The 22,692-nt window shown below is 57.9% G+C and carries 21 protein-coding genes; 2 read left to right on the top strand and 19 right to left on the bottom strand.

What is annotated here, in order from left to right; translation table 11 throughout:
• Positions 1 to 5 precede the first annotated feature (5 nt).
• A complete protein-coding gene (locus PO778_RS03900; protein ID WP_202391650.1) occupies positions 6 to 1,292 on the top strand; it encodes a citrate synthase in 1,287 nt (428 codons plus the stop codon).
• 19 nt (positions 1,293 to 1,311) lie between these two features.
• Here the strand turns inward: PO778_RS03900 and PO778_RS03895 are convergent, their stop codons facing one another.
• The 4 genes from PO778_RS03895 to PO778_RS03880 all read right to left on the bottom strand — a co-directional run bounded on the left by PO778_RS03895 (position 1,312) and on the right by PO778_RS03880 (position 5,273).
• Complete coding sequence (locus PO778_RS03895) at positions 1,312 to 2,691, bottom strand: sensor histidine kinase (RefSeq protein ID WP_160729775.1); 1,380 nt, start codon at positions 2,689 to 2,691, stop codon at positions 1,312 to 1,314.
• A gap of 4 nt (positions 2,692 to 2,695) precedes the next feature.
• Positions 2,696 to 3,658, bottom strand: coding sequence for a hypothetical protein (locus PO778_RS03890; RefSeq protein ID WP_271438671.1), 963 nt, complete (start codon positions 3,656 to 3,658; stop codon positions 2,696 to 2,698).
• Between the two features lie 23 nt (positions 3,659 to 3,681).
• On the bottom strand, positions 3,682 to 4,893 hold the full coding sequence (locus PO778_RS03885) for a hypothetical protein (protein WP_271438670.1): 1,212 nt from the start codon (positions 4,891 to 4,893) through the stop codon (positions 3,682 to 3,684).
• A 77-nt stretch (positions 4,894 to 4,970) separates the two neighbouring features.
• Positions 4,971 to 5,273, bottom strand: a complete 303-nt coding sequence (locus tag PO778_RS03880) for an Hpt domain-containing protein (protein WP_160729772.1) — start codon at positions 5,271 to 5,273, stop codon at positions 4,971 to 4,973.
• A 71-nt stretch (positions 5,274 to 5,344) separates the two neighbouring features.
• On the opposite strand from PO778_RS03880, the gene PO778_RS03875 reads away from it, so the two are divergent.
• Positions 5,345 to 7,963, top strand: a complete 2,619-nt coding sequence (locus tag PO778_RS03875; protein ID WP_271438669.1) for a coiled-coil domain-containing protein — start codon at positions 5,345 to 5,347, stop codon at positions 7,961 to 7,963.
• Between the two features lie 5 nt (positions 7,964 to 7,968).
• Here the strand turns inward: PO778_RS03875 and PO778_RS03870 are convergent, their stop codons facing one another.
• From PO778_RS03870 to PO778_RS03800, 15 genes are read right to left on the bottom strand one after another with little or no spacing between them, the layout of a single operon-like run.
• Positions 7,969 to 8,250 carry a DUF1467 family protein gene (locus PO778_RS03870; protein WP_271438668.1) on the bottom strand — a complete coding sequence of 94 codons (282 nt, stop codon included), beginning with the start codon at positions 8,248 to 8,250 and terminating at the stop codon, positions 7,969 to 7,971.
• A 4-nt stretch (positions 8,251 to 8,254) separates the two neighbouring features.
• Complete coding sequence (locus tag PO778_RS03865) at positions 8,255 to 9,901, bottom strand: ribonuclease J (RefSeq protein ID WP_271438667.1); 1,647 nt, start codon at positions 9,899 to 9,901, stop codon at positions 8,255 to 8,257.
• On the bottom strand, positions 9,898 to 10,689 hold the full coding sequence (locus PO778_RS03860; RefSeq protein WP_160729769.1) for a type III pantothenate kinase: 792 nt from the start codon (positions 10,687 to 10,689) through the stop codon (positions 9,898 to 9,900). The genes PO778_RS03865 and PO778_RS03860 overlap by 4 nt, the downstream gene beginning before the upstream one ends.
• A gap of 10 nt (positions 10,690 to 10,699) precedes the next feature.
• A complete protein-coding gene (locus PO778_RS03855) occupies positions 10,700 to 11,410 on the bottom strand; it encodes a biotin--[acetyl-CoA-carboxylase] ligase (RefSeq protein ID WP_271438666.1) in 711 nt (236 codons plus the stop codon).
• 25 nt (positions 11,411 to 11,435) lie between these two features.
• Positions 11,436 to 12,899 (bottom strand): NADH-quinone oxidoreductase subunit NuoN, encoded by a 1,464-nt coding sequence (nuoN, locus tag PO778_RS03850; protein ID WP_271438665.1) that lies wholly within the window; start codon positions 12,897 to 12,899, stop codon positions 11,436 to 11,438.
• Entirely contained in the window at positions 12,899 to 14,449 is a 1,551-nt protein-coding gene (locus tag PO778_RS03845; protein ID WP_271439337.1) for an NADH-quinone oxidoreductase subunit M, read from the bottom strand. The genes nuoN and PO778_RS03845 overlap by 1 nt, the downstream gene beginning before the upstream one ends.
• Complete coding sequence (gene nuoL / locus PO778_RS03840) at positions 14,449 to 16,443, bottom strand: NADH-quinone oxidoreductase subunit L (RefSeq protein ID WP_271438664.1); 1,995 nt, start codon at positions 16,441 to 16,443, stop codon at positions 14,449 to 14,451. Before nuoL ends, PO778_RS03845 begins: the two co-directional genes overlap by 1 nt.
• Before the next feature lie 6 nt (positions 16,444 to 16,449).
• The gene (nuoK, locus tag PO778_RS03835) at positions 16,450 to 16,770 is read right to left on the bottom strand and encodes an NADH-quinone oxidoreductase subunit NuoK (protein WP_160729765.1); all 321 of its coding nucleotides are present in this window, start codon (positions 16,768 to 16,770) and stop codon (positions 16,450 to 16,452) included.
• On the bottom strand, positions 16,767 to 17,390 hold the full coding sequence (locus tag PO778_RS03830) for an NADH-quinone oxidoreductase subunit J (protein WP_271438663.1): 624 nt from the start codon (positions 17,388 to 17,390) through the stop codon (positions 16,767 to 16,769). The genes nuoK and PO778_RS03830 overlap by 4 nt, the downstream gene beginning before the upstream one ends.
• 29 nt (positions 17,391 to 17,419) lie before the next feature.
• Positions 17,420 to 17,908, bottom strand: coding sequence for an NADH-quinone oxidoreductase subunit NuoI (nuoI, locus tag PO778_RS03825; protein WP_160729763.1), 489 nt, complete (start codon positions 17,906 to 17,908; stop codon positions 17,420 to 17,422).
• Positions 17,905 to 18,957: an NADH-quinone oxidoreductase subunit NuoH gene (gene nuoH / locus PO778_RS03820; protein ID WP_160729762.1), complete on the bottom strand. Its 1,053-nt coding sequence runs from the start codon at positions 18,955 to 18,957 to the stop codon at positions 17,905 to 17,907. The genes nuoI and nuoH overlap by 4 nt, the downstream gene beginning before the upstream one ends.
• Positions 18,954 to 19,223, bottom strand: coding sequence for a hypothetical protein (locus PO778_RS03815; RefSeq protein ID WP_271438662.1), 270 nt, complete (start codon positions 19,221 to 19,223; stop codon positions 18,954 to 18,956). Before PO778_RS03815 ends, nuoH begins: the two co-directional genes overlap by 4 nt.
• Entirely contained in the window at positions 19,220 to 21,229 is a 2,010-nt protein-coding gene (nuoG, locus tag PO778_RS03810; RefSeq protein ID WP_271438661.1) for an NADH-quinone oxidoreductase subunit NuoG, read from the bottom strand. The genes PO778_RS03815 and nuoG overlap by 4 nt, the downstream gene beginning before the upstream one ends.
• Entirely contained in the window at positions 21,229 to 22,521 is a 1,293-nt protein-coding gene (gene nuoF, locus PO778_RS03805) for an NADH-quinone oxidoreductase subunit NuoF (protein ID WP_271438660.1), read from the bottom strand. Before nuoF ends, nuoG begins: the two co-directional genes overlap by 1 nt.
• Positions 22,511 to 22,690, bottom strand: a complete 180-nt coding sequence (locus PO778_RS03800) for a hypothetical protein (RefSeq protein WP_160729758.1) — start codon at positions 22,688 to 22,690, stop codon at positions 22,511 to 22,513. The genes nuoF and PO778_RS03800 overlap by 11 nt, the downstream gene beginning before the upstream one ends.
• Between the last annotated feature and the right edge of the window lie 2 nt (positions 22,691 to 22,692).

Genomic DNA, 22,692 nt, shown 5'->3' with positions numbered 1-22,692 from the left:
TAATGTTGGCGGATAAACAGGCAAAACTGGATTTCGGCGGTCAAACCTACGACTTCCCGGTATTAGAGGGCAGCACTGGCCCGGACGTAATCGACATCAGGAAACTGTACGGCCAGACAGGCGCGTTCACTTTCGATCCCGGTTACAAGTCGACGGCTAGCTGTGAAAGCGCCCTGACCTATATCGATGGTAACGAAGGCGTGCTGCTGCACCGCGGTTATCCCATTGGCCAGCTGGCTGAACATTCCAGCTTCATGGAAACTGCCTATCTGCTGCTGAATGGCGAACTGCCGTCGGGCGATGAGCTGGATGATTTCACCTACACGATCACCCGTCACACGATGCTGCACGATCAACTGCGCCAGTTCTATCAGGGTTTCCGCCGTGATGCGCACCCGATGGCAATCATGTGCGGCGTGGTTGGCGCGCTCTCGGCTTTCTATCATGACAGCACGGACATTTCCGACCCTGAGCACCGGAAGATTTCCAGCCACCGTTTGATCGCAAAGATGCCGACAATCGCGGCGTGGGCCTACAAATATTCGATCGGGCAGCCTTTCCTGCAGCCTGACAATTCGCTCAGCTACACCGGCAATTTCCTGCGCATGACTTTCGGCGTTCCTGCTGAGGAATACGAAGTTATTCCTGCTGTCGAGAAGGCGATGGACCGGATCTTCATCCTCCATGCCGATCACGAGCAAAACGCTTCGACCTCCACCGTCCGTCTCGCAGGTTCTTCCGGCGCCAACCCGTTTGCCTGCACCGCGGCCGGCATTGCCTGCCTTTGGGGCCCGGCACATGGTGGTGCGAACGAGGCAGCGCTCAATATGCTCCGCGAAATTGGGACTCCCGACCGCATCCCGCACTATATCGAGCGTGCCAAGGACAAGAACGATCCGTTCCGTCTGATGGGCTTCGGTCACCGTGTTTACAAAAACTATGATCCGCGTGCGACAGTGATGCAGAAGACCGTTCGTGAAGTCTTCGACGCGCTCAAGGTCAACGACCCGGTCTTTGAAACGGCTCTTGCCCTCGAAGAAATGGCGCTCAACGACGATTACTTCAGAGAGAAGAAGCTCTTCCCGAACGTAGACTTCTACTCCGGCGTCATCCTGTCGGCGATCGGCTTCCCGACGACCATGTTCACCGCACTGTTCGCGCTTGCACGTACAGTCGGCTGGGTCGCCCAGTGGAACGAAATGATCTCCGATCCAGGCCAGGTTATTGGTCGCCCTCGTCAGCTGTACACCGGCCCGACCGAGCGCGACTACGTGCCTGTAGGCAACCGGTAATCAGAACAGAATGGAAGTGTCAGCCTGCTTCGGCAGGCGGCACATCCAGTATGAAGCGCGCCCCTTTGTCGGGCGCGCTTTTTACTGTCAGGTCCCCGCCCATTGCGCGGGCAATCTTGCGCGAAATGTACAGACCGAGGCCAGAACCGCCGTCTCCGCTGCGGCCAAGCCGTTCGAATTTCTTGAACACGACAGCTTGCTGTTCCTCCGACAGGCCCTTCCCTTCGTCGGAAACGCTGGCCTGCGCGCCAAACTTGGTCAGCCTTGCTGAAATCTCGACTTCCGAACCCTCAGGGGCATAGCGGATGGCGTTGCCCACCAGATTGAGCAGAATCTGCAGCGCGCGGCGGAACTCAGCTGTCGCAGGAACCGAAATTTCCGGACCCGGCGCTTTCAGCGAAATCGACCGTTCTTTTGCCCGCACCCCGAGGATACCCGCAGCGCGTCGCGCCACATCGGCTAGATCAATCTGATCCGGCGCGGTGGTAAAGTCTTCTGACTCGACAACTTCCAGATCGGCGAGATCCTCTATCAACGACATCAGGTGCTGCCCTGCGGTCGCAATATCGGCGGCATATCCGCTGTATTCTTCCGACAGCGGCCCCGCCATTTTAGAGCGGATCGTTTCTGCATTGGCGATAATGCGAGCGATCGGCTGACGCAGAACCGGTGAAAGATCTCGCCCGATCGAATGCATAGTATCCGGCTTTGGCTCCGCGAGCGGCTTTCGCCGGTCGACGAGCGGACGATCCGCAACCAGATACAGGTCGAAACCGCTACTGCCCGGCTCGGGCCGCCCGAGTGGAACAAGACTTGCCGTCCAGATACGGTCGGACCCTTCGACAGTGCACTGCGCACCGTCCAGCAGGCGCCAATGCATAGGCTGCTCATGCGTATTCGACGGGAATTCCACGAAATCGGTCCATGGGGTACCGCGCGAATGACGCATCCTAGCGGTCAGATCAGCAAGATCACGTGCTTCACTTTCGACGGTCAGAATGTTCTGTTTTGAATCGAGCCGAGCGTTTAGTTCGGCCACTGACTCGTCGACCGCCTGTCTGCGGGCCGCACTGGCCGCCTCGCTCTGTTCGGGCACCGGACTGGTCTGCCAGTTTGCTACACCGATATAGCAGCCGTCTCCGTCCTTGCGTGCAGGGGTGACTTCAACCCACGCAGTGACAACATCTTCGCCATCGAACGCGCTAATTGAACGTGCGAGCTTAAGGTTGGATTGGCGGACTTTCAGAACCAGTTCGCGCAGTTCGGGAATCGCCAGGTCGCCCGGAATTTCTCCGCCGCAATTCTGCTGGAGCGATGCCAGAGGCTCCTGAGCCTCGACCAACCTGTCCGCCTCATCTGTGCGCGCGCGGGCGATGAAATTTCCGGAAAGTTTGTTCATCGGATCAAGCGGCCCCAAAGCCGTCTGACGATGCAAGCAACTGCGCTGCGCGGTCCACGCGAAGCATGTCGAAACCCTCCGGGAGCGATATTTCCGGATGGATATGCACAAACTGCTCTTCGACTTCGCTCGGCTTTAATCCGGTTGCTCGTAGTGCGAGAGCGAGCCGTCCGAGCTGACGATCCGAGGTGGACATTGCCACGAGGTCGCGGCTTTGACCGGTCGAGAGCGCGACTGCAGTCAAGAAAATTGCGACCCCCGCATGGCTGATCGATAGCGCAGCCCGGCTCCCGCTGCCCATCCCTGACACCAGACGCGCAAGCAATCCAGCCCGTCCGTCGCCTTCATTATATGCGCTTCTGAGCTGCTCTTCCACTTGGTCTGCGGTTTCTTCATTCTCACCGTTATCCAGCGCGCGCCAATGTTGGATCGCTGCATGGAACATGTCGCCCGGCAATTCATTCAGCGGCAATTCCATGCGCCGCTGATGCTGAATAAAACGAGACTGCGCAGCGAGCACCGACATTGCCGTGCTCGATGTATTCGCGTCATCGGAAGACACCAATGCCTGCAACAGCGGTGAGAGCACCAGATCGATTGCGTTTCGCGATTCTAACCGTGCAGCCAACTGGCGTTCAACTGTCAGCGCATGCAGGTGAAACAGAAACTCGTTCTTGGAAAGGAGCGCTTCAACCAACGGATCGCGCCGCTGCTCGATATAGGCATCAAGGGCTTCTGTATTGACCGCTTTCGCCTGTGCGGAAAGCAATTGAGAAGCGATGCTGGCGGCCATGCCGCGAACCTGCGCAACGATCTCGTCACTGAAGAGCGAATTTGCCGAACTCAGGACAAGATGCCCAAGAATAGGCGCAGTTGTACCGAGCACGGCATCGCCATGGGCGAGCTCTTCACGAAGTACGTTTTCGACCGGAATTCCGGCTTCGTGGTTTGCGGTTGTATCGCTCATCCCGCTGCCTTAGCCCACTATGGTTAAACCTGCGTTATCCTCGACGGCAAAGATCGCACCAATGCAAAAAGCATGAGAATTGCTGCAACCGCCTGAGAAATAAGGGTAATATTCCCAAAAGCTGCCGCCGTGCACAGGATCGCCAGCAGTAGCCCCCTGTCTTGGAAGAAATCCCGCAGATTCGGACCCGAAAAATCATTGGTCTTCGCCGCCAGAACACGCAGCAAGCCGAGCAGCATGAACACCGCAAAAAATGCCGCAATCTTCTTGGATGGGGGAACTGTCGCAAGCGCCAACATGATTATCAACGCATCCACCACCACCGACAGGCCCGGGGCCGACCACCGATTGAGCCGTGTCGCTTCAAGCCCGTCGCTGACTATCGACGACAATGTGCCGGCGAAACGGCCCGAGAACCAGGTTATGGCGGCTATTCCGAGACCGGCGACGGGGTATCCAGCCCAACCGGCGGCCGCTGCGCCTATCAGGGACGCAATGGAGATTGCCGCCCCCGCACGAACAGCCTTTTGCGGGCGGGTATGCCGCTTGAGCACTGACAAGGCGGTGCGGTCTGCGATCGAACTGGTAGGTGCAGCGAACGATGCCGGTTTGACAGCTTTCGCAAGCCAGCGTTTTTCGAACTTGGCCGCCGAACCTGAGGAGTTGACCAGCGCCCAGCTATCATCGGCGAGCATCTCGGCAGAAACTTCTGCTGTGATTGATCCCGATTGCAAGGCAAGCCTGAGCAAAGTCGAAACCGGATCGATATCGCGCGGCATATCTGCCAACCGCTCAACGAGGGCTCCTGCCGCGATCATCACACCGGCCCAGGCGCGGTCACGGTCCAACCGTTCGAAACCCAACGGCACGCCACGGTCGGCGGGCAAGGTCAGTACTTTGCGCCCTTCCCCTAAAACTTCATGAGCCACGGACTGGTCGAAAACCACTCCGTCACCAATCACCAACAGCTTGTCGTCTGACTTGACCATCCCGGACAGTGGCCGCGCATCGCGGATGATCTGAAACTGAGTTCCGCGACTTTCCGCGAATGACTGCAAGTCCATCAATTCAGGCGAAATGCTGTCCGACAGGCACGCAATCCGCTCGCAGCCGAATGCGAGCGCTAATTCCATCTGTCGCTGCAATACGCTGCGGCCGCCAATGCGCATGAATGCACGCCGGCCCTCGTCCTCTGCGCCAAGCAATTCCAGCGATGAAAGCAATGCAACGCGCACCAGCAACCTCTTAATATCAAGAGGGCAGGTTTAGAGCGTTAAGGGTCAACAACCAAGCGTGAAGCCTGGTCCACGGGTTATGTGGTGCGAAAATTGCCGAGGAAGGTTTCGATCTTGCGAATCACCGTGGGTTCGCCCGGCGCGGAGTCAATTGCCTCCTCGGCTAACAAGATAAGCTCATCCGCGTGAAAGCCGGCTGCCACACCCTTCAGCCGAAGAGCCGCAATGTTCCAGTTCGCGTCGCATCGTGATCGTTTCAGCAAGTCAACCTGCCGCTCGACACTGTCTGCGAATGCACCGCGTAATTCAGCCATCAGCGCCGGATCTTCCCCCGCTGCTGCTGCTAAAGTCGCGTCAAGACTGCCGTTTTCATACAACATAAGCAGATTAACTAATCGCGTCAGGGTTAAGATGGGGTTTCACTCCTGTGGAAAAGTGGTAGATTCCAAGAATGACCGGGGGAAACCATATCCGGGCCATTGGCCCCGAAGAGCCGCAAGATGCGCAGTCGGACACTGTCTCGATGGAGACGGAAGATAGCCTCGTGCTTGAAGAAGAATATTATGAAGAGTGGCAGGATCCCGATGCTGCTGGCCCGCGATTTGGATGGTTGGTGCCCACCCTCGCGGTCTTGGCGATCGCAGGCTGGACCGGTTTTTACGGTTGGGCAAACCAGTCTGACATTCTGGTAGGCGGAACGCCGCAGCAATGGACCGGGTGGATCACCGCATGGGCCATTCCGGTATTGCTGGTAGTGTCCCTGTGGATGCTCGCGATCCGCAACAGCCGCCACGAGGCTGCTCGCTTTGGCGCGGTTGCGCGCACCCTGTCAGACGAGTCCGCCTTGCTGGAAGAGCGCCTGAAGACGGTTAACCGGGAACTCAGCCTCGCACGCGAATTTCTTTCGTCGCAGTCACGGGAATTGGAATCGCTCGGCCGTGTATCGAGCGAACGCCTGTCGACCAATGCAGAACATCTCCAGTCGCTGATCATTGAGAACAGCGGCCAGATCGATACGATCGCAAGCGTGAGCGATATCGCTCTCGAAAACATGAGTAAATTGCGTGACGAACTGCCCGTCATTGCCAATTCGGCGAAGGATGTTTCGAACCAGATCGGAACTGCAGGCCGCACTGCCCACGGACAAATCGCCGGACTGGTTATCGGTTTCGAACGTCTCAATGATTTCGGCAAAGCAAGCGAAACGCAGGTTGGCTCCATTCAAGAGAAGATCAACAGTGCCCTAGCTGGGTTCGAAGCGCAAACCGATCAATTGGAAACCATCGCGAACGAACGCTTCGGTGCGCTGCGCGATAAGAGTGACGAGTTTCGCGGTGAACTGGATAGCCGCGAGGTGGAAGCCATCGCCGCGATCCGCCGCCGCGCAGATGCGCTGGCCGAGGAATTCAAGGCCACTCGCGAGAGCCTGGATCAAGAGGAAGAAGAGGCCCTTCGATCTCTCCGCCTGCGTCTCAATTCAATGCGCGATGAAGCTGCAACCGTCGGAAATTCGGTTCAGGAAACCGAGACAAAGGCGCTCGACCTTTGGCAGAACCGCGTTGAAACGCTGAAAAAGCAACTGCTCGATGCGATCGACGAAATTCAGGGCATCGATCAACGTGCGCTGGAATCCGCCAATGCGAAACTGGCGGCCCTGACAAGCGAAGCAGAGGCAATCGACGCCAATATCGCGCACCGCGATTCCGTGCTGACGGAGAAGATCAATTCCCGCCGCGAGACGATGGAAGCCGATGAAGCGAAAGCCATCGAGGCGCTCGGCAAACAGCTCGCCGCGCTTGACCACGAACTGGCCGAGCGGCGCGAAAAACAGCTGGCCGATGCCGATACGCTGGCAGAGCGCAGCGAAGGCATTGCCGCTCGCATCGACAGTCTCCGTACCGCAATACGCGAGGTTGCGGAGATCAGCGACGATACCCAGACCCGTGTCGCGCAGAATGCCGATGCGTTGGCGAGCAATCTCGAACGCAGCCGCTCTACTCTCTTCGGAGTAGACGAAGCGGTTGCTGCCCTCACCGATAGCAGCGTGCGCCTGCTGGAACTTATCCAGGCAAGTACACAGCATAGTCAGCAAGACCTGCCGAACGCTATCGCGGAGGCCGAAGCTCGGCTTGAGCAGGCAAAGCAAGGCGCTGTCGAGCTTGGTTCAATCGTGGATGCTGCCGGCGGAAAGAGCGAAGAGCTTTCGAACTACGTCATTGCAGCTCAGGAAACCGGCCGCGATACTATCGCTGAAATAGATACGTTGCGGGCAAAATTGGTCGAAACCACTGCCGAAACCACCCGCATTGTCGGTGATTTGCGAAGCAGCCTGTCGGGTGTCAATGAAGAGAGCGACTTGCTGTCGCGCAATGCACAGACCCAGTTGCGGTCCGCGATCAGCGCGCTCGAAGAAGCAGCCCGGACCACTCCGCAGATTATCGAGACCGAGGCGCGCAAGAGCGCAGAAAACGTTGCCGGCTTTGTCGCCGCCGAAACCAGTAAAGCCATGGGCCGCACGATCGACACCGCTGCTCGCGGATCGCTCAAGCAGCTTGAGGAAGCGGCAAGCAATGCAAGCAATGCAGGACGCGATGTCGCCCGCCAGCTTCGCGATCAGCTGGCGAAGATCGATGAATTGGCCGGTAATCTGGAGACCCGTGTCGCCCGCGCCCGTGAGCAGGCCGAAGAGCAAGTTGGTAACGATTTCGCTCGCCGCGTTGCGCTAATCACCGAAAGCCTCAATTCAAACGCAATCGATATATCAAAGGCGGTCACTACCGATGTCAGCGACACGGCCTGGGCGTCATATTTGCGCGGTGACCGCGGCATCTTCACCCGGCGTGCGGTCAGGCTGCTCGACAACACGGAAGCGCGCGACATCGCCCAGATTTACGACGATGACGCTGATTTCCGCGAGAACGTCAGCCGGTACATCCATGATTTCGAAGCTATGCTGCGTACCATGCTGTCGACCCGCGATGGTAATGCGCTTGGCGTTACCTTGCTCAGTTCCGACATGGGTAAACTGTATGTCGCGCTTGCGCAGGCAATCGAACGGCTGCGCGACTGAGCAACTCAGGAGGGCGTGCTGAGCAAGTCCTCAAACAGGTTTAGGAAGTCCGCGCCGATCCAGCCATAGATGTAGTTGAGCACGAACAGTGCGGTCAGCACTGCAGCTATGGCTGTCGCTATGATCACGTGCCTGCCCGGCCGGAAATTGGCTGGCGCGCTGTCGGCCTGACCGGGTATTTTCGGTATGCCCGCTTCATCATGCGTTTTCACGCCGAATGGGAGCATGACGAACGCTGTCATCACCCAGAATAGCGCATAGATTGCGATGATAGATGTAATCTGCATCGAACTATTCCCCGGTCAGCAAGACTTTGACTTGCGGCTTTTTCCCGCTCCAGCGCTGGGCGGCACGCCTGACTGCGAGACGGGCGGCTTCCGAAATTTCTTTAGGATCACGGCGCGCGCTGCCTTTCAACCGCTTCAGTCCGGCAGCGATGTCGGCTTTCGCCTCGACCACAAAGTCGGCGTAGTCTTCATCAAGCGGCAGGCCCGCGCTGTCGATTACCGCTCTGCCCTTGCTGTCGAGCGCGACAATCACGATCCCGTTATAGGCAATCCTGCGGCGCATAACGATCGAATCGCCATCGGCGGGAACAATGATGTCACCATCAAGGACGAGCCGTCCTGAAATGACCTCGGCGATCTTGCCCGGATCACCCGGAGCCAACCTTACGATGTCGCCGTTTTTCTGAAAGACGTTGTGAGGGATTCCGCATGAAGCGCCCAAACGCGCCTGCTCTTTCATATGGCGGATCTCGCCGTGTACCGGGACCAGAATTTCAGGCCGAAGCCAGCTATACATCGCCTCCAGCTCAGGTCTGCCAGGATGCCCGGATACGTGGATTTCGCTCTGCCGGTCTGTAACCATCACTATACCGCGATCGGCAAGCCGGTTCTGAATTTTACCGATGGAAATTTCATTGCCGGGAATTTGTCGGCTGGAGAACAGAACAACATCGTCTTTGACCAGTTCGAGCGGATGGTTCGATTCCGCTATTCGTGACAGGGCAGCCCGCGGCTCACCCTGCCCGCCGGTGGCGATGATCATAACCTCACCGCGCGGCAGGCCCATAGCCGTGTCAAAATCCACCGGGTCCGGGAAATCGAGCAAATAGCCATTGTCCTGCGACACATCGATGATCCGGTCGAGCGAACGGCCTGCGACACAAACTTGCCTCCCGCATGCTTTTGCGACCTCGCCAAGGGTGTGCAGCCGCGCGACGTTGGAGGCGAAGGTTGTTACCAGAACACGCCTGCCCTTGTGCTTGCCAACCTCTTCCAGCAGGCCGCGATACACCGCGCCTTCGGAGCCGCTCGGATTCGGGTTGAAGACATTGGTCGAATCGCAGACGAGCGCCAGCACGCCTTCGTCACCTACTTCAGTGAGTTCTTCTTCTGTCGTGGGATCACCGATTATCGGCTCTTCGTCCAGCTTCCAGTCGCCAGTGTGGAAAATACGGCCATAGGGCGTGTCGATCAGGAGCGCGTGCCCCTCAGCAATGGAATGTGCGAGAGGGACGTATCCGATATCGAAAGGTCCGAGAGCAAAGCTGTCCGCCCCCTCGATAATGTTCAGTTCCACTGTGTCCAGCAGGCCGGCTTCTTCAAGTTTGCGCCGGACCAATTCGGCAGTGAACGGTGTTGCGTAAAGCGGAACGCCCAGATCGGCCGCGAAATAGGGCACCGCGCCGATGTGATCTTCATGCGCGTGGGTAAGCACGATACCGACCAGATCGTCTGCCCGTTCCTCGATAAATTCGAGATCGGCAAATACCAGATCGACACCGGGATACTCATTGCCCGAGAATGTCATGCCCAGATCGACCATCAGCCATTGGCCATCGCAGCCATAGAGGTTGACGTTCATGCCGATTTCGCCCGACCCGCCAAGGGCAAGGAAAAGAAGCTCTTTTTCCGGAGTGAAATCCTTCTTCACGCAGCACCCTGCTTGTCTGCCGCGCGCTGGGCCAGAATAGCCAATCCCTGAATCGTCAAATCATTGTCCACTATGTCAAAAATCTCGGTGTTATCGTTGAACAGGATCGCGAGCCCGCCGGTCGCAACGACCTTTACCGGGCGGCCAAACTCGGCCCGCATCTTTTCGATCAGGCCCTCCATCATGGCAACATAGCCCCAGAACACGCCGATCAGCATCTGGTCTTCTGTATTGCGGCCAATCACGCTTTTTGTTTCCGGGGCGCGGATTGCGATGCGCGGAAGCTTCGCAGTTTTGCCAACCAGCGCGTCGAGCGACAGGTTGATCCCCGGGGCAATGATCCCGCCCTTGTAAGTGCCGTTGAAATCGACCGCCTCGAACTTTGTCGCGGTGCCGAAATCGACAACGATCAGATCGCCCGGATATTTGGCGTGGGCGGCAACACAGTTGAGCGCACGATCGGCACCCAGGGAGTTGGGCTGGTCAACATCGATCTCAAATCCCCACTCTGCATCGCCCTGACCCGCGATTAGCGGCGTGATCCCAAAATACTTTTGAGACAATACCGTGAGATTATGGTCGGCGCGCGGAACCACCGACGCAAAGATGATATGGGTGATGTCTTCGCGGCTGTAGCCTTCCACCTGCATCAATTGCAGCAACCAGACAGCGTATTCATCCCCCGTCCGCCGTGGATCGGTCGCAATTCGCCAGCGTGTCTTGATCTCGGCCCCGTCGAACAGGGCGAAAACGACATTCGTGTTTCCGACATCGGCAACCAGCAGCATTTTGTATCCTTCAACCTAGCATCACGTCGCCGGCGTGGATGGCACGTATCGTGCCATCCGCCAAGCGAAGCAAAAGTGAACCATCTTCTGCAAGACCATCAAACGTGCCGCCGATGGCACGCGCCCCGTCGTCTCGAACGGTAAGCGCCGTGCCGACGGTGTGGGCCGCAATCTGCCAACGCTTGAGAACCGGATCGAGCCCGAAAGACCGCCAACGCTCCAATTCGATTGCAAACTGATGCTGCAACAGCTCAGCAAACCTGTTGCGGTCAGGCGCCGGACCGAGTTTTGCCAGAGAGATCGTTTCCCTCCCCTCAATCGGCGGCGCCGCGGCAAGGTTCACTCCGATCCCGACAATTACCGACTGGCCTTGCCTCTCGAGCAAAATGCCTGCCAGCTTCGCGCGGCCGATCAGCAGATCATTGGGCCATTTCAGCGAGAGCGCAGCCGGATCAGGCACGAGGTTCGCGCAAACCTCGTACAGCGCCAGACCGGCCAGCAGCGCTAACGTCGGGGTAGGCGGATCGGAGCTGGCCAAATGGACCACGGTCGAGCCCATGAAATTCCCTGCGCCGTCGAACCATTCGCGGCCATGCCGTCCGCGTCCCGACACCTGCCTGTCTGCAACAAGCCACGCCCCTTCCGGAACATGGGTGCCGCTGACGAGGCGGTCGGCCAGATCAGTGTTCGTCGAGCCGGTTTCAGCCAGATACTCGATCAAACTGGCAGCCCCGCAATTGCGATCATCAGATGATGAAAAATAGCGCGGACGCGGCTCGATCAGCGAATTCGCCGAGCTTCAAGGTCGCCAGATATCCAAGCGGAGAGATGAACAGGACGCAAAGGCCCAGAACGACCCAGCGGGCGCTGCTCTTCTCAGCCACAACGACATCGGCAGGTTTATCGAAGAACATCACCTTGATGAACTTGATGTAATAGAACGCGCCGATAACGCTGGCCGCGATGCCGATTGCTGCGAGCAGGATCATGTCCGCTTCGACAGCCGCTTGGAATACCACGAACTTGCCCCAGAAACCGAGCAGCGGCGGAATGCCGGCCAGACTGAACATAAGAGCGAGCAAGCACCAAGCGAGCGCGGGGCGTGTGACCGAAAGGCCGGAAATGTCGGCAAATGTTTCCAGCTGATTGCCATCGTTATCGCGAAGCATGAGGAGCGCGACAAAACTGCCCAGCGACATCGCAACATAGATCGCCAGATAAACCAGCATCGCCGATGCGCCCTGCTCCGTACCGGCAGCAAGGCCAATAAGGATGAAGCCGACATTGTTGATCGAACTATACGCAAGCAGACGCTTCAGATTTTCCTGTCCGATTGCACCAAGCGCACCGACAATGATTGATGCGAGCGCTGCGAAGATCACGATCTGCTGCCAGATTTCAATCTGCCCACCAAACGGGTCGAGCGCCATGCGCATCGTCATGGCAATCGCGGCCACCTTTGGCGCGGTGGAAAAGAACGCAGTGACCGGTGTTGGCGCGCCTTCGTAAACGTCGGGCGTCCACATGTGGAACGGGACCGCCGAAATCTTGAAGGCCAGACCTGCCAGCAGGAATACGATACCGAACATGGAACCTGCCGAGACCCCGCCCTCCAGCGCGGTCCGGATGCCAGTATAGCTGGTTGAACCAGTGAACCCGTAAATCAGGCTCATACCGTAGAGCAGGATACCGCTCGCCAGCGCGCCGAGAACAAAATATTTCAGGCCCGCCTCTGCCGAACGCATGTCGCTGCGGATGAAGCTGGCGAGGACGTAGGATGACAGGCTGCTCAGTTCGAGACCGATATAAAGCGTCATCAGGTCCGATGCGGAAACCATCATTCCCATGCCAACCGCGCCGAACAGCATCAGGATCGGATATTCCGCTCTGTATTCCGCGGTCTGTTCGAAGAATTTGGGTGTCACGATCAAACAACCGATCGTCGCCAGGTAAATCAGGATCTTCGCGAAGCTGCCGAACGCATCCATGCGGTACAGACCGCCCCACGCATCAGCGCCCAGCTCGAGCGCAGAATTGGTCAGGAGATTACCGGTGAAGGCGGCGGCCCCGAACAGTGCGGCAACCGCCAGAATGGTGATCAGGCGGGTGGTCCTCTGACCGACAAAGGCAGCCACCAGCAGCAGGATCAACCCGCTAACGGTCAGGCCGACTTCTGGCGCCGTGAAATAGAAGGAGTTAGCGAATTCCATTAGTGCGCCCCTTCGGCATTATGCTCTGTTTCAGGCATTTCGTTGGCGATCCCTTCGCGTGGTTCGCCTGCAACAAGTTTCGCATCACCTTGCGGCGCGGCGCGCGAAATGCGCGCATCGAGCGCAGCAATGTCCGCCCGCATCGGTGCGAGGAAACTTTCAGGGTAGATACCCATCCACAGCACTGCCGCAGCGATTGGACCGAGCATCAACCATTCACGAACCGACAAATCCTTCATCGCAGCCGCATCAGCGTTCTTCTGCTCGCCGAACGCAACCCGCCGATAAAGGTACAGCATATAGCCTGCGCCCAGAATGATGCCGGTGGTCAGAACAAAGGTTGCTGTGCTCGATACCTCATAGACACCGGCAAGGCTCAGGAACTCAGCGACAAAACCGCTGGTCCCGGGAAGGCCGATGCTGGCCATGGTGAACAGCAGGAAGAACAGCGCATATTTCGGCATGTTGATCGCCAGCCCGCCGTAACGGTCGATCTCACGCGTGTGCAGCTGGTCGTAGATAATCCCGACGCACAGGAACAGCGCGCCTGATACCAGACCGTGGCTGAGCATCATGATCATCGCGCCCTCAAGGCCCTGCACGTTGAATGCGAACAGACCCGCAGTCACGATCGCCATGTGGGCGACCGAGCTGTAGGCAATGAGTTTCTTCATATCGTGCTGCACAAGGGCAATCAGGCTGGTGACCACCACTGCGACCATCGACAGGCCCAAGATCAGCCACACAAATTGCGCGCTTGCCTCAGGGAACATCGGCAGGCTGAAGCGGATGAAACCATAACCACCCATTTTTAGCAGCACGCCGGCAAGGATGACGGAGCCAGCCGTCGGCGCCTGCACGTGTGCGTCCGGAAGCCAGGTATGGACCGGCCACATCGGCATCTTCACTGCAAAGCTGGCGAAAAACGCGAGCCACAGCCACGTTTGTGCAGCCGGCGGGAAGTCGTAATTCATCAGGGTGGGAATGTCCGTGGTTCCCGCCTGGTTCACCATCCACAGCATCGCGATCAGCATCAGAACCGACCCGAGCAGGGTGTAGAGGAAGAACTTGTAGCTGGCGTAAATCCGGTTGTCCCCGCCCCAGATACCGATGATCAGATACATCGGGATCAGGCCGGCTTCGAAGAAGATGTAGAACAGGAACATATCCTGCGCGGCAAACACGCCGATCATCAGCAGTTCCATAAGCAGGAACGCAGCCATGTATTCGCCAACTCGCTTCTGGATCGCTTCCCAGCTTGCGAGGATGCAGATCGGCATGAGGAAGACAGACAGCACGATCAGCATCAATGCGATGCCGTCGATACCGAGGGCGTAACTGAAGCCCGCGAACAATTCGGCACGCTCGATAAACTGCCACTGCGCACCGCCGATGTCGTATCCAAGCCAAAGCACAATCCCGAGGCCGAGATTGATTAGCGTTGCACCAAGCGCCGTCCAACGGGCGCTCACCGCATCCAGAAACAGACAGGCAATCGCCGCGATCAGCGGCACTGCGAGCATTACGGTGAGGATCGGAAAGCCGTCCATTACATCAGGACCCATGTGATCGCGGCAATCAGGCCAAGCAGCATGATCAGCGCGTAGCTATAGAGATAACCGGACTGCAGCTTCTTCGCAGCGGCAGACCCTTTGACGACAACCCAAGCTGCGCCGTTCGGTCCGAACCGGTCGATGATGCCCTGGTCGCCAATGACCCAGAACTTGCGGCCAAGCCAGAAGGCAGGCCGGATAAACAGGAAGTTATACAGCTCGTCGAAGTACCACTTGTTGTAGACAAACTGGTGAACGAGCCGGAACTGTTCCACGAACTTGCCCGGGATCGAGGTGTCCTTGATGTAGGCAAGCCAGGCTCCGAACAGGCCAAGGACCATGACGAAGAACGCAGCGTATTTCACCTGCCAAGGCACTGCGTGCATGGCGTGGATCAAAGGCTCGTTATAGAAGATCGAACCGTTCCAGAATGCAGCGCTGTCGAGGAAGCTTTCGGCAAACATCTGACCGGCCGCAATGGCGCCGATCGAAAGTACACCCAGCGGAATCAGCATAGTCAGCGGGCTTTCGTGCGGATGATAGCCGCCCGTGGTGTCCTCGCCTGCTTCTTCTGGTGTCTTGTGCACTGTGTGCTGGATATGCTCGCTCTCGATCCAGCGCGGCTTGCCCCAGAACGTCAGGAACATCAGACGCCAGCTGTAGAAACTGGTCAGCAGTGCAGCGAACACGCCCATCCAGAACGCAAAGGTCGCAACGCCTGTGCCGCGGGCATAGGCAACTTCGATGATCGCATCTTTTGACCAGAAACCGGCGAAACCGGCATGAAGATCGTAGATACCGACACCGGTGATCGCCAGCGTGCCGAACATCATCGCCCAGAATGTGAGCGGGATCTTCTTACGCAGGCCGCCGTAATACCGCATGTCCTGTTCATGGTGCATCGCGTGGATGACCGAACCAGCGCCAAGGAACAGCAGCGCCTTGAAGAAAGCGTGCGTGAAGAGGTGGAACATTGATGCGCCATAGGCACCGACACCGGCGGCGAAGAACATGTAACCGAGCTGCGAACAGGTCGAATACGCGATCACCCGTTTGATATCCCACTGGGTCGTGCCGATTGTCGCTGCAAAGATACAGGTTGCAGCGCCAATGAAGGTAACGATCATCAGGGCTGTCGGAGCCGTTTCAAACATCGGCGACAGCCGGCAAACCATGAAGACACCGGCGGTGACCATGGTGGCCGCGTGGATCAGCGCAGAAACAGGCGTCGGGCCTTCCATCGCATCGGGAAGCCAGGTGTGCAGGCCAAGCTGCGCCGACTTGCCCATCGCACCGATGAACAGCAGGATACACAAGATATCCATGGTCATCAGGCGGTAGCCCATGAAAGTGATGCTCGCGCCGCTCATCGCGGGCGCAGCTTCGAGAATTTCAGGGATTGAGGTCGTTCCAAACACCAGGAACGTACCGAAAATACCCAGCATGAAACCAAGATCACCAACGCGGTTGACCACGAAGGCCTTGATCGCCGCCGCATTTGCGCTCGGCTTGCGGAACCAGAAACCGATCAGCAGATAGGATGCGAGGCCGACCCCTTCCCAACCGAAGAACATCTGCACTAGATTGTCGGCCGTCACCAGCATCAGCATGGCGAAGGTAAACAGGCTGAGATAGGCGAAGAAGCGCGGCTGATCCGGGTCTTCATCCATGTAGCCCCAGCTATACAGGTGTACGAGCGCGGAAACCGTGGTGATCACGACCAGCATGACCGCGGTCAGCGTATCAACCCGCAATTCCCAGTCGAACGTGAGATCGCCAGACTGCACCCACTGGAGTACCGGGACCACATCGGCGGTCATGCTCCCGTTAAGGAACGCCAAGAAGATCGGCCAGCTAAGCGCGCACGAAATGAACAGTGCGCCGGTGGTGATTGTCTTGACCACGGTGTTGCCGAGGGCGCGATTGCCAAGCCCGCCGATAATTGCGGCGAGCAGCGGCAAGAAGACGATTGGGATAATCCAATTGTGCACGAGTGCTTATCCCTTCATCCGGTTGACGTCGTCGACGGCAATCGTGCCGCGACCACGGAAGTAAATCACGAGAATGGCGAGCCCGATGGCCGCCTCGCCCGCAGCAACGGTCAGCACAAACATCGCGAAAACCTGGCCGACGAGGTCGTTCAGGAAGGCGCTGAATGCGACCAGCTGTATGTTCACCGACAGCAGGATCAGTTCGATCGCCATAAGAATGACGATGATGTTCTTGCGGTTGAGGAAGATGCCCAGCACGCCGAGCACGAACAGGATCGCGCCGACTACGAGATAATGCTCGATCCCGATTCCAGTGATACCGGTCATAGCTCGACCCCCTTGCCGATCTCCGGACGCGTCATGATTGTTGCGTCCTCAGGCCGGCGCATGTTTTGCTTTGTAATATTCTGGTGTCCGCGTGCGCCATCCGGGCGTTCGCGATAAGTCAGAACGATTGCCCCGATCATCGCCACCAGCAGGATGATACCGGCCGCTTCGAACAGGAAGATGTAATCGCTGTAGAGCAGCACACCGATGTTGGCCGTGTTGCTTTCACCGGCCAAGCCTGCAGCCGTTCCATCCGCGACCCCCAGCTGCAATGATCCGGCACGGTAGGCCCCAATGCCCAGAACCAGCTCGGCCAGCAGCACCAGCGCGATGGCAAGGCCCAGCGGGAAGTTCTTGATGAAGCCGCCCCGCAATTCCGCGAAATCGATGTCCAGCATCATGACCACGAACAGGAACAGCACCGCGACCGCGCCGACATAGACAATGACCAGCAGCATCGCGATAAATTCCGCGCCAACCAGCACCATCAGGCCGGCAGCGTTGAAGAATGCAAGGATCAGCCACAGGACTGAGTGGACCGGATTGCGCGAAGTTATCGTGAATACGCCGCTGGCGATCACGAAAAACGCGAATAGGTAAAAGGCGAAGGTTTGTATCATAGCCCCAGTTTCTCGGTTAGCCGCGGCGGTTAGCGATACGGCGCATCGGCTTCAAGGTTTGCGGCAATTGCCCGCTCCCACTTGTCCCCGTTCGCCAGCAATTTCGCTTTGTCGTACAGCAGTTCCTCGCGTGTTTCGGTTGCGTATTCGAAGTTTGGTCCTTCAACCACAGCATCCACCGGACACGCTTCCTGGCAGAAACCGCAATAGATGCATTTGGTCATGTCGATGTCGTAGCGCGTCGTGCGGCGGCTGCCGTCTTCACGCGGTTCGCTCTCGATAGTGATCGCCTGCGCCGGGCACACCGCCTCGCACAGCTTGCACGCAATGCAGCGCTCTTCCCCGTTGGGATAGCGGCGCAGCGCATGCTCGCCGCGAAAACGCGGGCTCAGCGGGTTCTTCTCGAACGGATAGTTGATCGTCACCTTGGGTTTGAAGAAATACTTCAAGGTCAGCATATGCGCCTTGACGAATTCCCACAGGGTGAATGATTTGATCAGATGGGCGACGGAACTCATGCCGCGTACCTCGTAAGCATAAGATAGCCTGAAATCAGGAAAATAAACAGCAGGCTCAGCGGCAGGAAGACTTTCCAGCCAAGCCGCATCAGTTGATCATAACGGTAGCGCGGAACGGTCGCCATCACCCAGCTGAACATAAAGAAGAAGAAGAACGTCTTCAGCAGGAACCAGACGATGCCCGGAATGTCGAACCACGGGATCAGATCGATATTGAGAGGCGGCAACCAGCCACCAAAGAACAGGATCGTGCTAAGCGAGCACATCAGCAGGATGTTCGCGTATTCGCCCAGCCAGAACAGCGCGAACGACATCGAGCTGTATTCGGTCTGGTAACCTGCCACCAGTTCCGATTCCGCCTCGGTGAGGTCGAACGGAACGCGCTGCGTTTCCGCCAGCGAACTGATGAAGAACATGATCCACATCGGGAACAGCAGGATGTTGAACACATAAGCGTTGACGATGCCGAACCCGTGACCGCGCTGCGCCTCGACAATGCCGCTCAGATTGAATGTGCCGGCGTAGAGCACCACGCACACCAGGATGAAACCGATCGAAACTTCGTAGGAAATCATCTGCGCGGCGGCACGCATGGCGGAAAAGAACGGGTATTTGGAATTGGATGCCCAACCCGACATGACCACGCCATAAACCGACAGCGAACTGATCGCGAGGATGTAGAGCAATCCGACATTGATATCGGCCAGCACGACACCTGCATCAAACGGGATCACCGCCCATGCAACCAGCGCCACGGTGAAGGTGATGATCGGCGCAAGCAGGAAAATCCCCTTGTTCGCCGCACTCGGGACAATGGTTTCCTGGAGGAATACCTTGAGGCCGTCAGCAAAAGACTGAAGCAGACCGAACGGACCAACCACGTTCGGACCGCGCCGAAGGTTGATCGCCGCCCATACCTTGCGGTCGACATAGATGATCATCGCCACGGCCAGCATCAGCGGCAAAGCGATCAGCAGAACACCGGAAATGGTCGCGGTTCCCCACGCCCATTCGTAGCTCATGCCGAGAGATTGGAAGAATTCGGTCATTCTGCCGTCGCTTTCATCTTGTCATGTATCTTGATGAGAACATGGATCATTGCGCCGCTTGCAACGAGGTAGATTGCCTCAACGAACGCACCATACAATGCAACCGACTTTTGAAACGCGGCCACGCTCTCCATGCCCGGAGTACCGTACATGCCAAGGTCAACCATCCCGAACCATTGATTGGCCAGATTCCAAACAAAAACCACCGCAGCAGCACCATAAATAATATATGGCATTCGGCGAAGCAGATCGGGCAAGCCTGTCATTCTGCCGCCTCCTTCAATTCATCCCCGTGCAGCAGTTCAGCCGAACATTGCTGCATCACCGCACTCGCACGGGCGATCGGGTTGGTGAGATAAAAATCCTTGATCGGATAGGCAGAAATTTCGCCCTCTGCCTTGGCCTTGCTGTCCACTTTAGGCAGCGCGCCGTAATCGGCGAGGCCTTCTTCACCCAGCGCAGGCACAGCCTTGATCATCGCGGACTGAAGCTGCACGAAGCTGTCGAACCCGACATCCACACCCAGCGCATCGGCAAGCGCGCGCAGGATCGTCCAGTCTTCGCGTGCGTCACCCGGCGCAAAAACGGCCTTCTCGGCGAACTGCACACGGCCTTCTGTATTCACATAGGTACCGTCTTTTTCAGCGTAGGATGCCGCCGGCAGAATGATGTCCGCCGCGTGTGCGCCCTTGTCGCCGTGATGGCCGATATAGACCTTCAGGCTATCTGCGAACGGTTCGAAATCCATTTCGTCAGCGCCCAGAGACAACACGACCTTCGGCTTCGCCTTGGCGATATCGGCCATGCCGCCCTTCTGCGCGTAGCCGAGCATCAGCCCGCCCATGCGCGCAGCGGAAAAGTGCATCACGTTGAAGCCGTTCCAGCCATCGCGAGCGAGCTTGAATTTGTCTGCGAAGGCAAGTCCGGCACCCAGCGCACCCTTGGCCAGTGCCGCGCCGCCCATGATGATCGCGGGGCGTTCTGCACCCTTGAATGCATCAGCTGCCGCCTTGGGCAGTTTGGAGAGAACCGAGAGGTCTTCGCCCAGAAATTCTGCCGGGAAGGTTGTTTCCCAGTGCGGCCCGACGATGAATATCTTGGCGCCGTTCTTAACTGCCTTGCGCAGCCGGACATTGACCAGCGGCGCTTCCCAGCGAATGTTGCTTCCAACAATCAGGATCGCATCGGCAGTTTCGATGCCAGCGATAGTCGAATTGAAATTGACCGCAGCAAGATTGGACACATCGTAGTCCATGCCCGTCTGGCGGCCTTCGAGCAATTTGCTGCCCATCGCGCCGAGCAGCGCCTTGGCAGCGAACATCGTTTCGCAATCGACCATGTCGCCCGCAACCGCGGCAATCGACTTGCCCGGCTTGGCCTTGGCGATAGCCTGGAACGCTTCTTCCCAGCTTGCTTCGGTCAGCTTGCCCCGCTTGCGCATGAACACCTTGTCGAGCCGGCGCTTGGTCAGGCCGTCGACCATGTAGCGGCCCTTATCGCTCAACCATTCCTCGTTCACGTCATCATTGACGCGCGGCAACGCACGCATGACTTCGCGCCCGCGGCTGTCGAGGCGAATATTCGCACCGACCGCATCGGAAACGTCGATGCTGAGGGTTTTCTTCAGTTCCCAGGGACGTGCCTCGAACGCATAAGGGCGCGAGGTCAGCGCACCGACCGGGCACAGATCGATCACGTTAGCGCTCAGCTCATGCTGCGCGGCCTGTTCGAGATAGGTCGTGATCTGCATGTCTTCGCCGCGATACAGCGCGCCGATTTCGTCCACGCCGGCGATCTCTTCCGAGAAACGCACGCAGCGTGTGCAGTGGATGCAGCGGGTCATCACCGTCTTGATCAGCGGACCCATGTATTTTTCAGTCACGGCGCGCTTGTTCGCATTGTAACGCGAACCGCCGCGGCCATAGGCGACTGACTGGTCCTGCAGATCGCACTCGCCGCCCTGATCGCAAATCGGGCAATCGAGCGGGTGATTGATTAGCAGAAATTCCATCACGCCTTCGCGCGCGGTCTTCACCATTTCGCTGTCGGTGCGGATTTCCTGACCTTCGGTCGCGGGGAGCGCACAGCTTGCCTGCGGCTTGGGCGGCCCGGGCTTAACCTCGACCAGACACATGCGGCAATTGCCCGCAATGCTCAGCCGTTCATGATAGCAGAAACGCGGAATTTCCTTACCCGCAAGCTCGCAAGCCTGAAGGACGGTTGCGCCTTCTGGTACTTCGAGTTCCTGTCCGTCTACGGTGACTTTAGGCATTATTCGGCCGCCTCCGCAAATTGGGCATTGTGTTCATGAATTCGTCGCTCCAGCTCGGGGCGGAAATGCTTGATCAGACCCTGGATCGGCCACGCTGCGGCATCGCCTAGCGCGCAGATCGTGTGGCCTTCAACCTGCTTGGTAACCTGCTGCAGCATATCGATTTCCTCGATTGCCGCGTCGCCGGTGCGCAGACGCTCCATCATGCGCCACATCCAGCCTGTGCCTTCGCGGCACGGCGTGCATTGGCCGCAGCTTTCGTGCTTGTAGAAATAGCTGAGGCGCGAAATCGCCCGGACAATGTCGGTCGACTTGTCCATCACGATGACCGCAGCCGTGCCGAGGCCCGACCCGACAGCTTTCAGGCCATCGAAATCCATCGGCGCATCCATGATGTCCTTTGCCGGAACCAGCGGAACCGAAGAACCGCCCGGGATAACCGCCAGCAGATTGTCCCATCCGCCGCGAATGCCGCCGCAATGCTTTTCGATCAGTTCACGGAAAGGAATGCTCATTTCCTCTTCGACGACGCAGGGCTTTTCAACGTGGCCGCTGATCTGGAACAGCTTGGTCCCGTGATTGCCTTCATTGCCAAAGCCAGCGAACCACGAACCGCCGCGGCGCAGGATTGTGGGCACAACCGCGATGCTTTCGACGTTGTTTACCGTGGTCGGGCAGCCATAAAGGCCCGCACCGGCCGGGAATGGCGGTTTGAGGCGCGGCTGGCCTTTCTTCCCTTCGAGGCTTTCGATCATCGCAGTTTCTTCACCGCAAATGTAAGCGCCAGCACCGCGGTGCATGAACACATCGAAGTCATAGCCCGACTTGCTGGCATTCTTGCCGATCAATCCGGCGGCATAAGCTTCGTCGATCGCCTTCTGCAGCGTTTCCGCTTCGCGGATATACTCGCCGCGAATGTAGATGTAGGCGGCCCGCGCACGCATCGCGAAACCGGCAACCAGTGCGCCTTCGATCAGCTTGTGTGGATCATGACGGATGATTTCGCGGTCCTTGCACGAACCGGGCTCGGACTCGTCGGCATTGATGACTAGGAAACTGGGACGGCCATCTTTGCTTTCCTTGGGCATGAACGACCATTTGAGGCCGGTGGGGAAGCCTGCACCGCCCCGCCCGCGAAGGCCCGAAGCCTTGATTTCCTCGATAATCGCGTCCTGACCCTTGCCGATCAGGTCCTTGGTATTGTCCCAGTCGCCGCGCTTCTGCGCAGCTTTCAGGCCCCAGTCCTGAAAACCGTAAACGTTGGTAAAGATGCGATCCTTGTCAGCGAGCATTGCCGTCGCCTTTCTTCAGCATTTTCAATTGGCGCAGCGAAAGGAGCTGGAAAACCAGACCTGCCGCCATCAGCGCAACACCCACTTGTTTGTCACCTGCAGCGGCAAGATATGCGCCGAGGAGGAAGCCAAGCAGGCCAGCAGCCGCAAACAGGAGTACGCTGCCCATCA

This window comes from Pontixanthobacter luteolus (genome assembly GCF_947494915.1).
Classification (GTDB): Bacteria; Pseudomonadota; Alphaproteobacteria; order Sphingomonadales; family Sphingomonadaceae; genus Pontixanthobacter; species Pontixanthobacter luteolus.
Note: the sequence above shows the minus strand (reverse complement) of the source record. Positions and strands in the feature narration are given on the sequence as shown.

What these genes read in the sequence shown, in the direction of transcription:
- PO778_RS03895 (WP_160729775.1), bottom strand. Translation starts at nt 2,691, where the DNA reads ATGAACAAACTTTCCGGAAATTTCATCGCCCGCGCGCGCACAGATGAG.
- PO778_RS03890 (WP_271438671.1), bottom strand. Translation starts at nt 3,658, where the DNA reads ATGAGCGATACAACCGCAAACCACGAAGCCGGAATTCCGGTCGAAAAC.
- PO778_RS03880 (WP_160729772.1), bottom strand. Translation starts at nt 5,273, where the DNA reads ATGTTGTATGAAAACGGCAGTCTTGACGCGACTTTAGCAGCAGCAGCG.
- PO778_RS03875 (WP_271438669.1), top strand. Translation starts at nt 5,345, where the DNA reads ATGACCGGGGGAAACCATATCCGGGCCATTGGCCCCGAAGAGCCGCAA.
- PO778_RS03870 (WP_271438668.1), bottom strand. Translation starts at nt 8,250, where the DNA reads ATGCAGATTACATCTATCATCGCAATCTATGCGCTATTCTGGGTGATG.
- PO778_RS03860 (WP_160729769.1), bottom strand. Translation starts at nt 10,689, where the DNA reads ATGCTGCTGGTTGCCGATGTCGGAAACACGAATGTCGTTTTCGCCCTG.
- nuoN (WP_271438665.1), bottom strand. Translation starts at nt 12,899, where the DNA reads ATGGAATTCGCTAACTCCTTCTATTTCACGGCGCCAGAAGTCGGCCTG.
- PO778_RS03845 (WP_271439337.1), bottom strand. Translation starts at nt 14,449, where the DNA reads ATGGACGGCTTTCCGATCCTCACCGTAATGCTCGCAGTGCCGCTGATC.
- nuoK (WP_160729765.1), bottom strand. Translation starts at nt 16,770, where the DNA reads ATGACCGGTATCACTGGAATCGGGATCGAGCATTATCTCGTAGTCGGC.
- PO778_RS03830 (WP_271438663.1), bottom strand. Translation starts at nt 17,390, where the DNA reads ATGATACAAACCTTCGCCTTTTACCTATTCGCGTTTTTCGTGATCGCC.
- nuoI (WP_160729763.1), bottom strand. Translation starts at nt 17,908, where the DNA reads ATGAGTTCCGTCGCCCATCTGATCAAATCATTCACCCTGTGGGAATTC.
- nuoH (WP_160729762.1), bottom strand. Translation starts at nt 18,957, where the DNA reads ATGACCGAATTCTTCCAATCTCTCGGCATGAGCTACGAATGGGCGTGG.
- PO778_RS03815 (WP_271438662.1), bottom strand. Translation starts at nt 19,223, where the DNA reads ATGACAGGCTTGCCCGATCTGCTTCGCCGAATGCCATATATTATTTAT.
- nuoG (WP_271438661.1), bottom strand. Translation starts at nt 21,229, where the DNA reads ATGCCTAAAGTCACCGTAGACGGACAGGAACTCGAAGTACCAGAAGGC.
- nuoF (WP_271438660.1), bottom strand. Translation starts at nt 22,521, where the DNA reads ATGCTCGCTGACAAGGATCGCATCTTTACCAACGTTTACGGTTTTCAG.
- PO778_RS03800 (WP_160729758.1), bottom strand. Translation starts at nt 22,690, where the DNA reads ATGGGCAGCGTACTCCTGTTTGCGGCTGCTGGCCTGCTTGGCTTCCTC.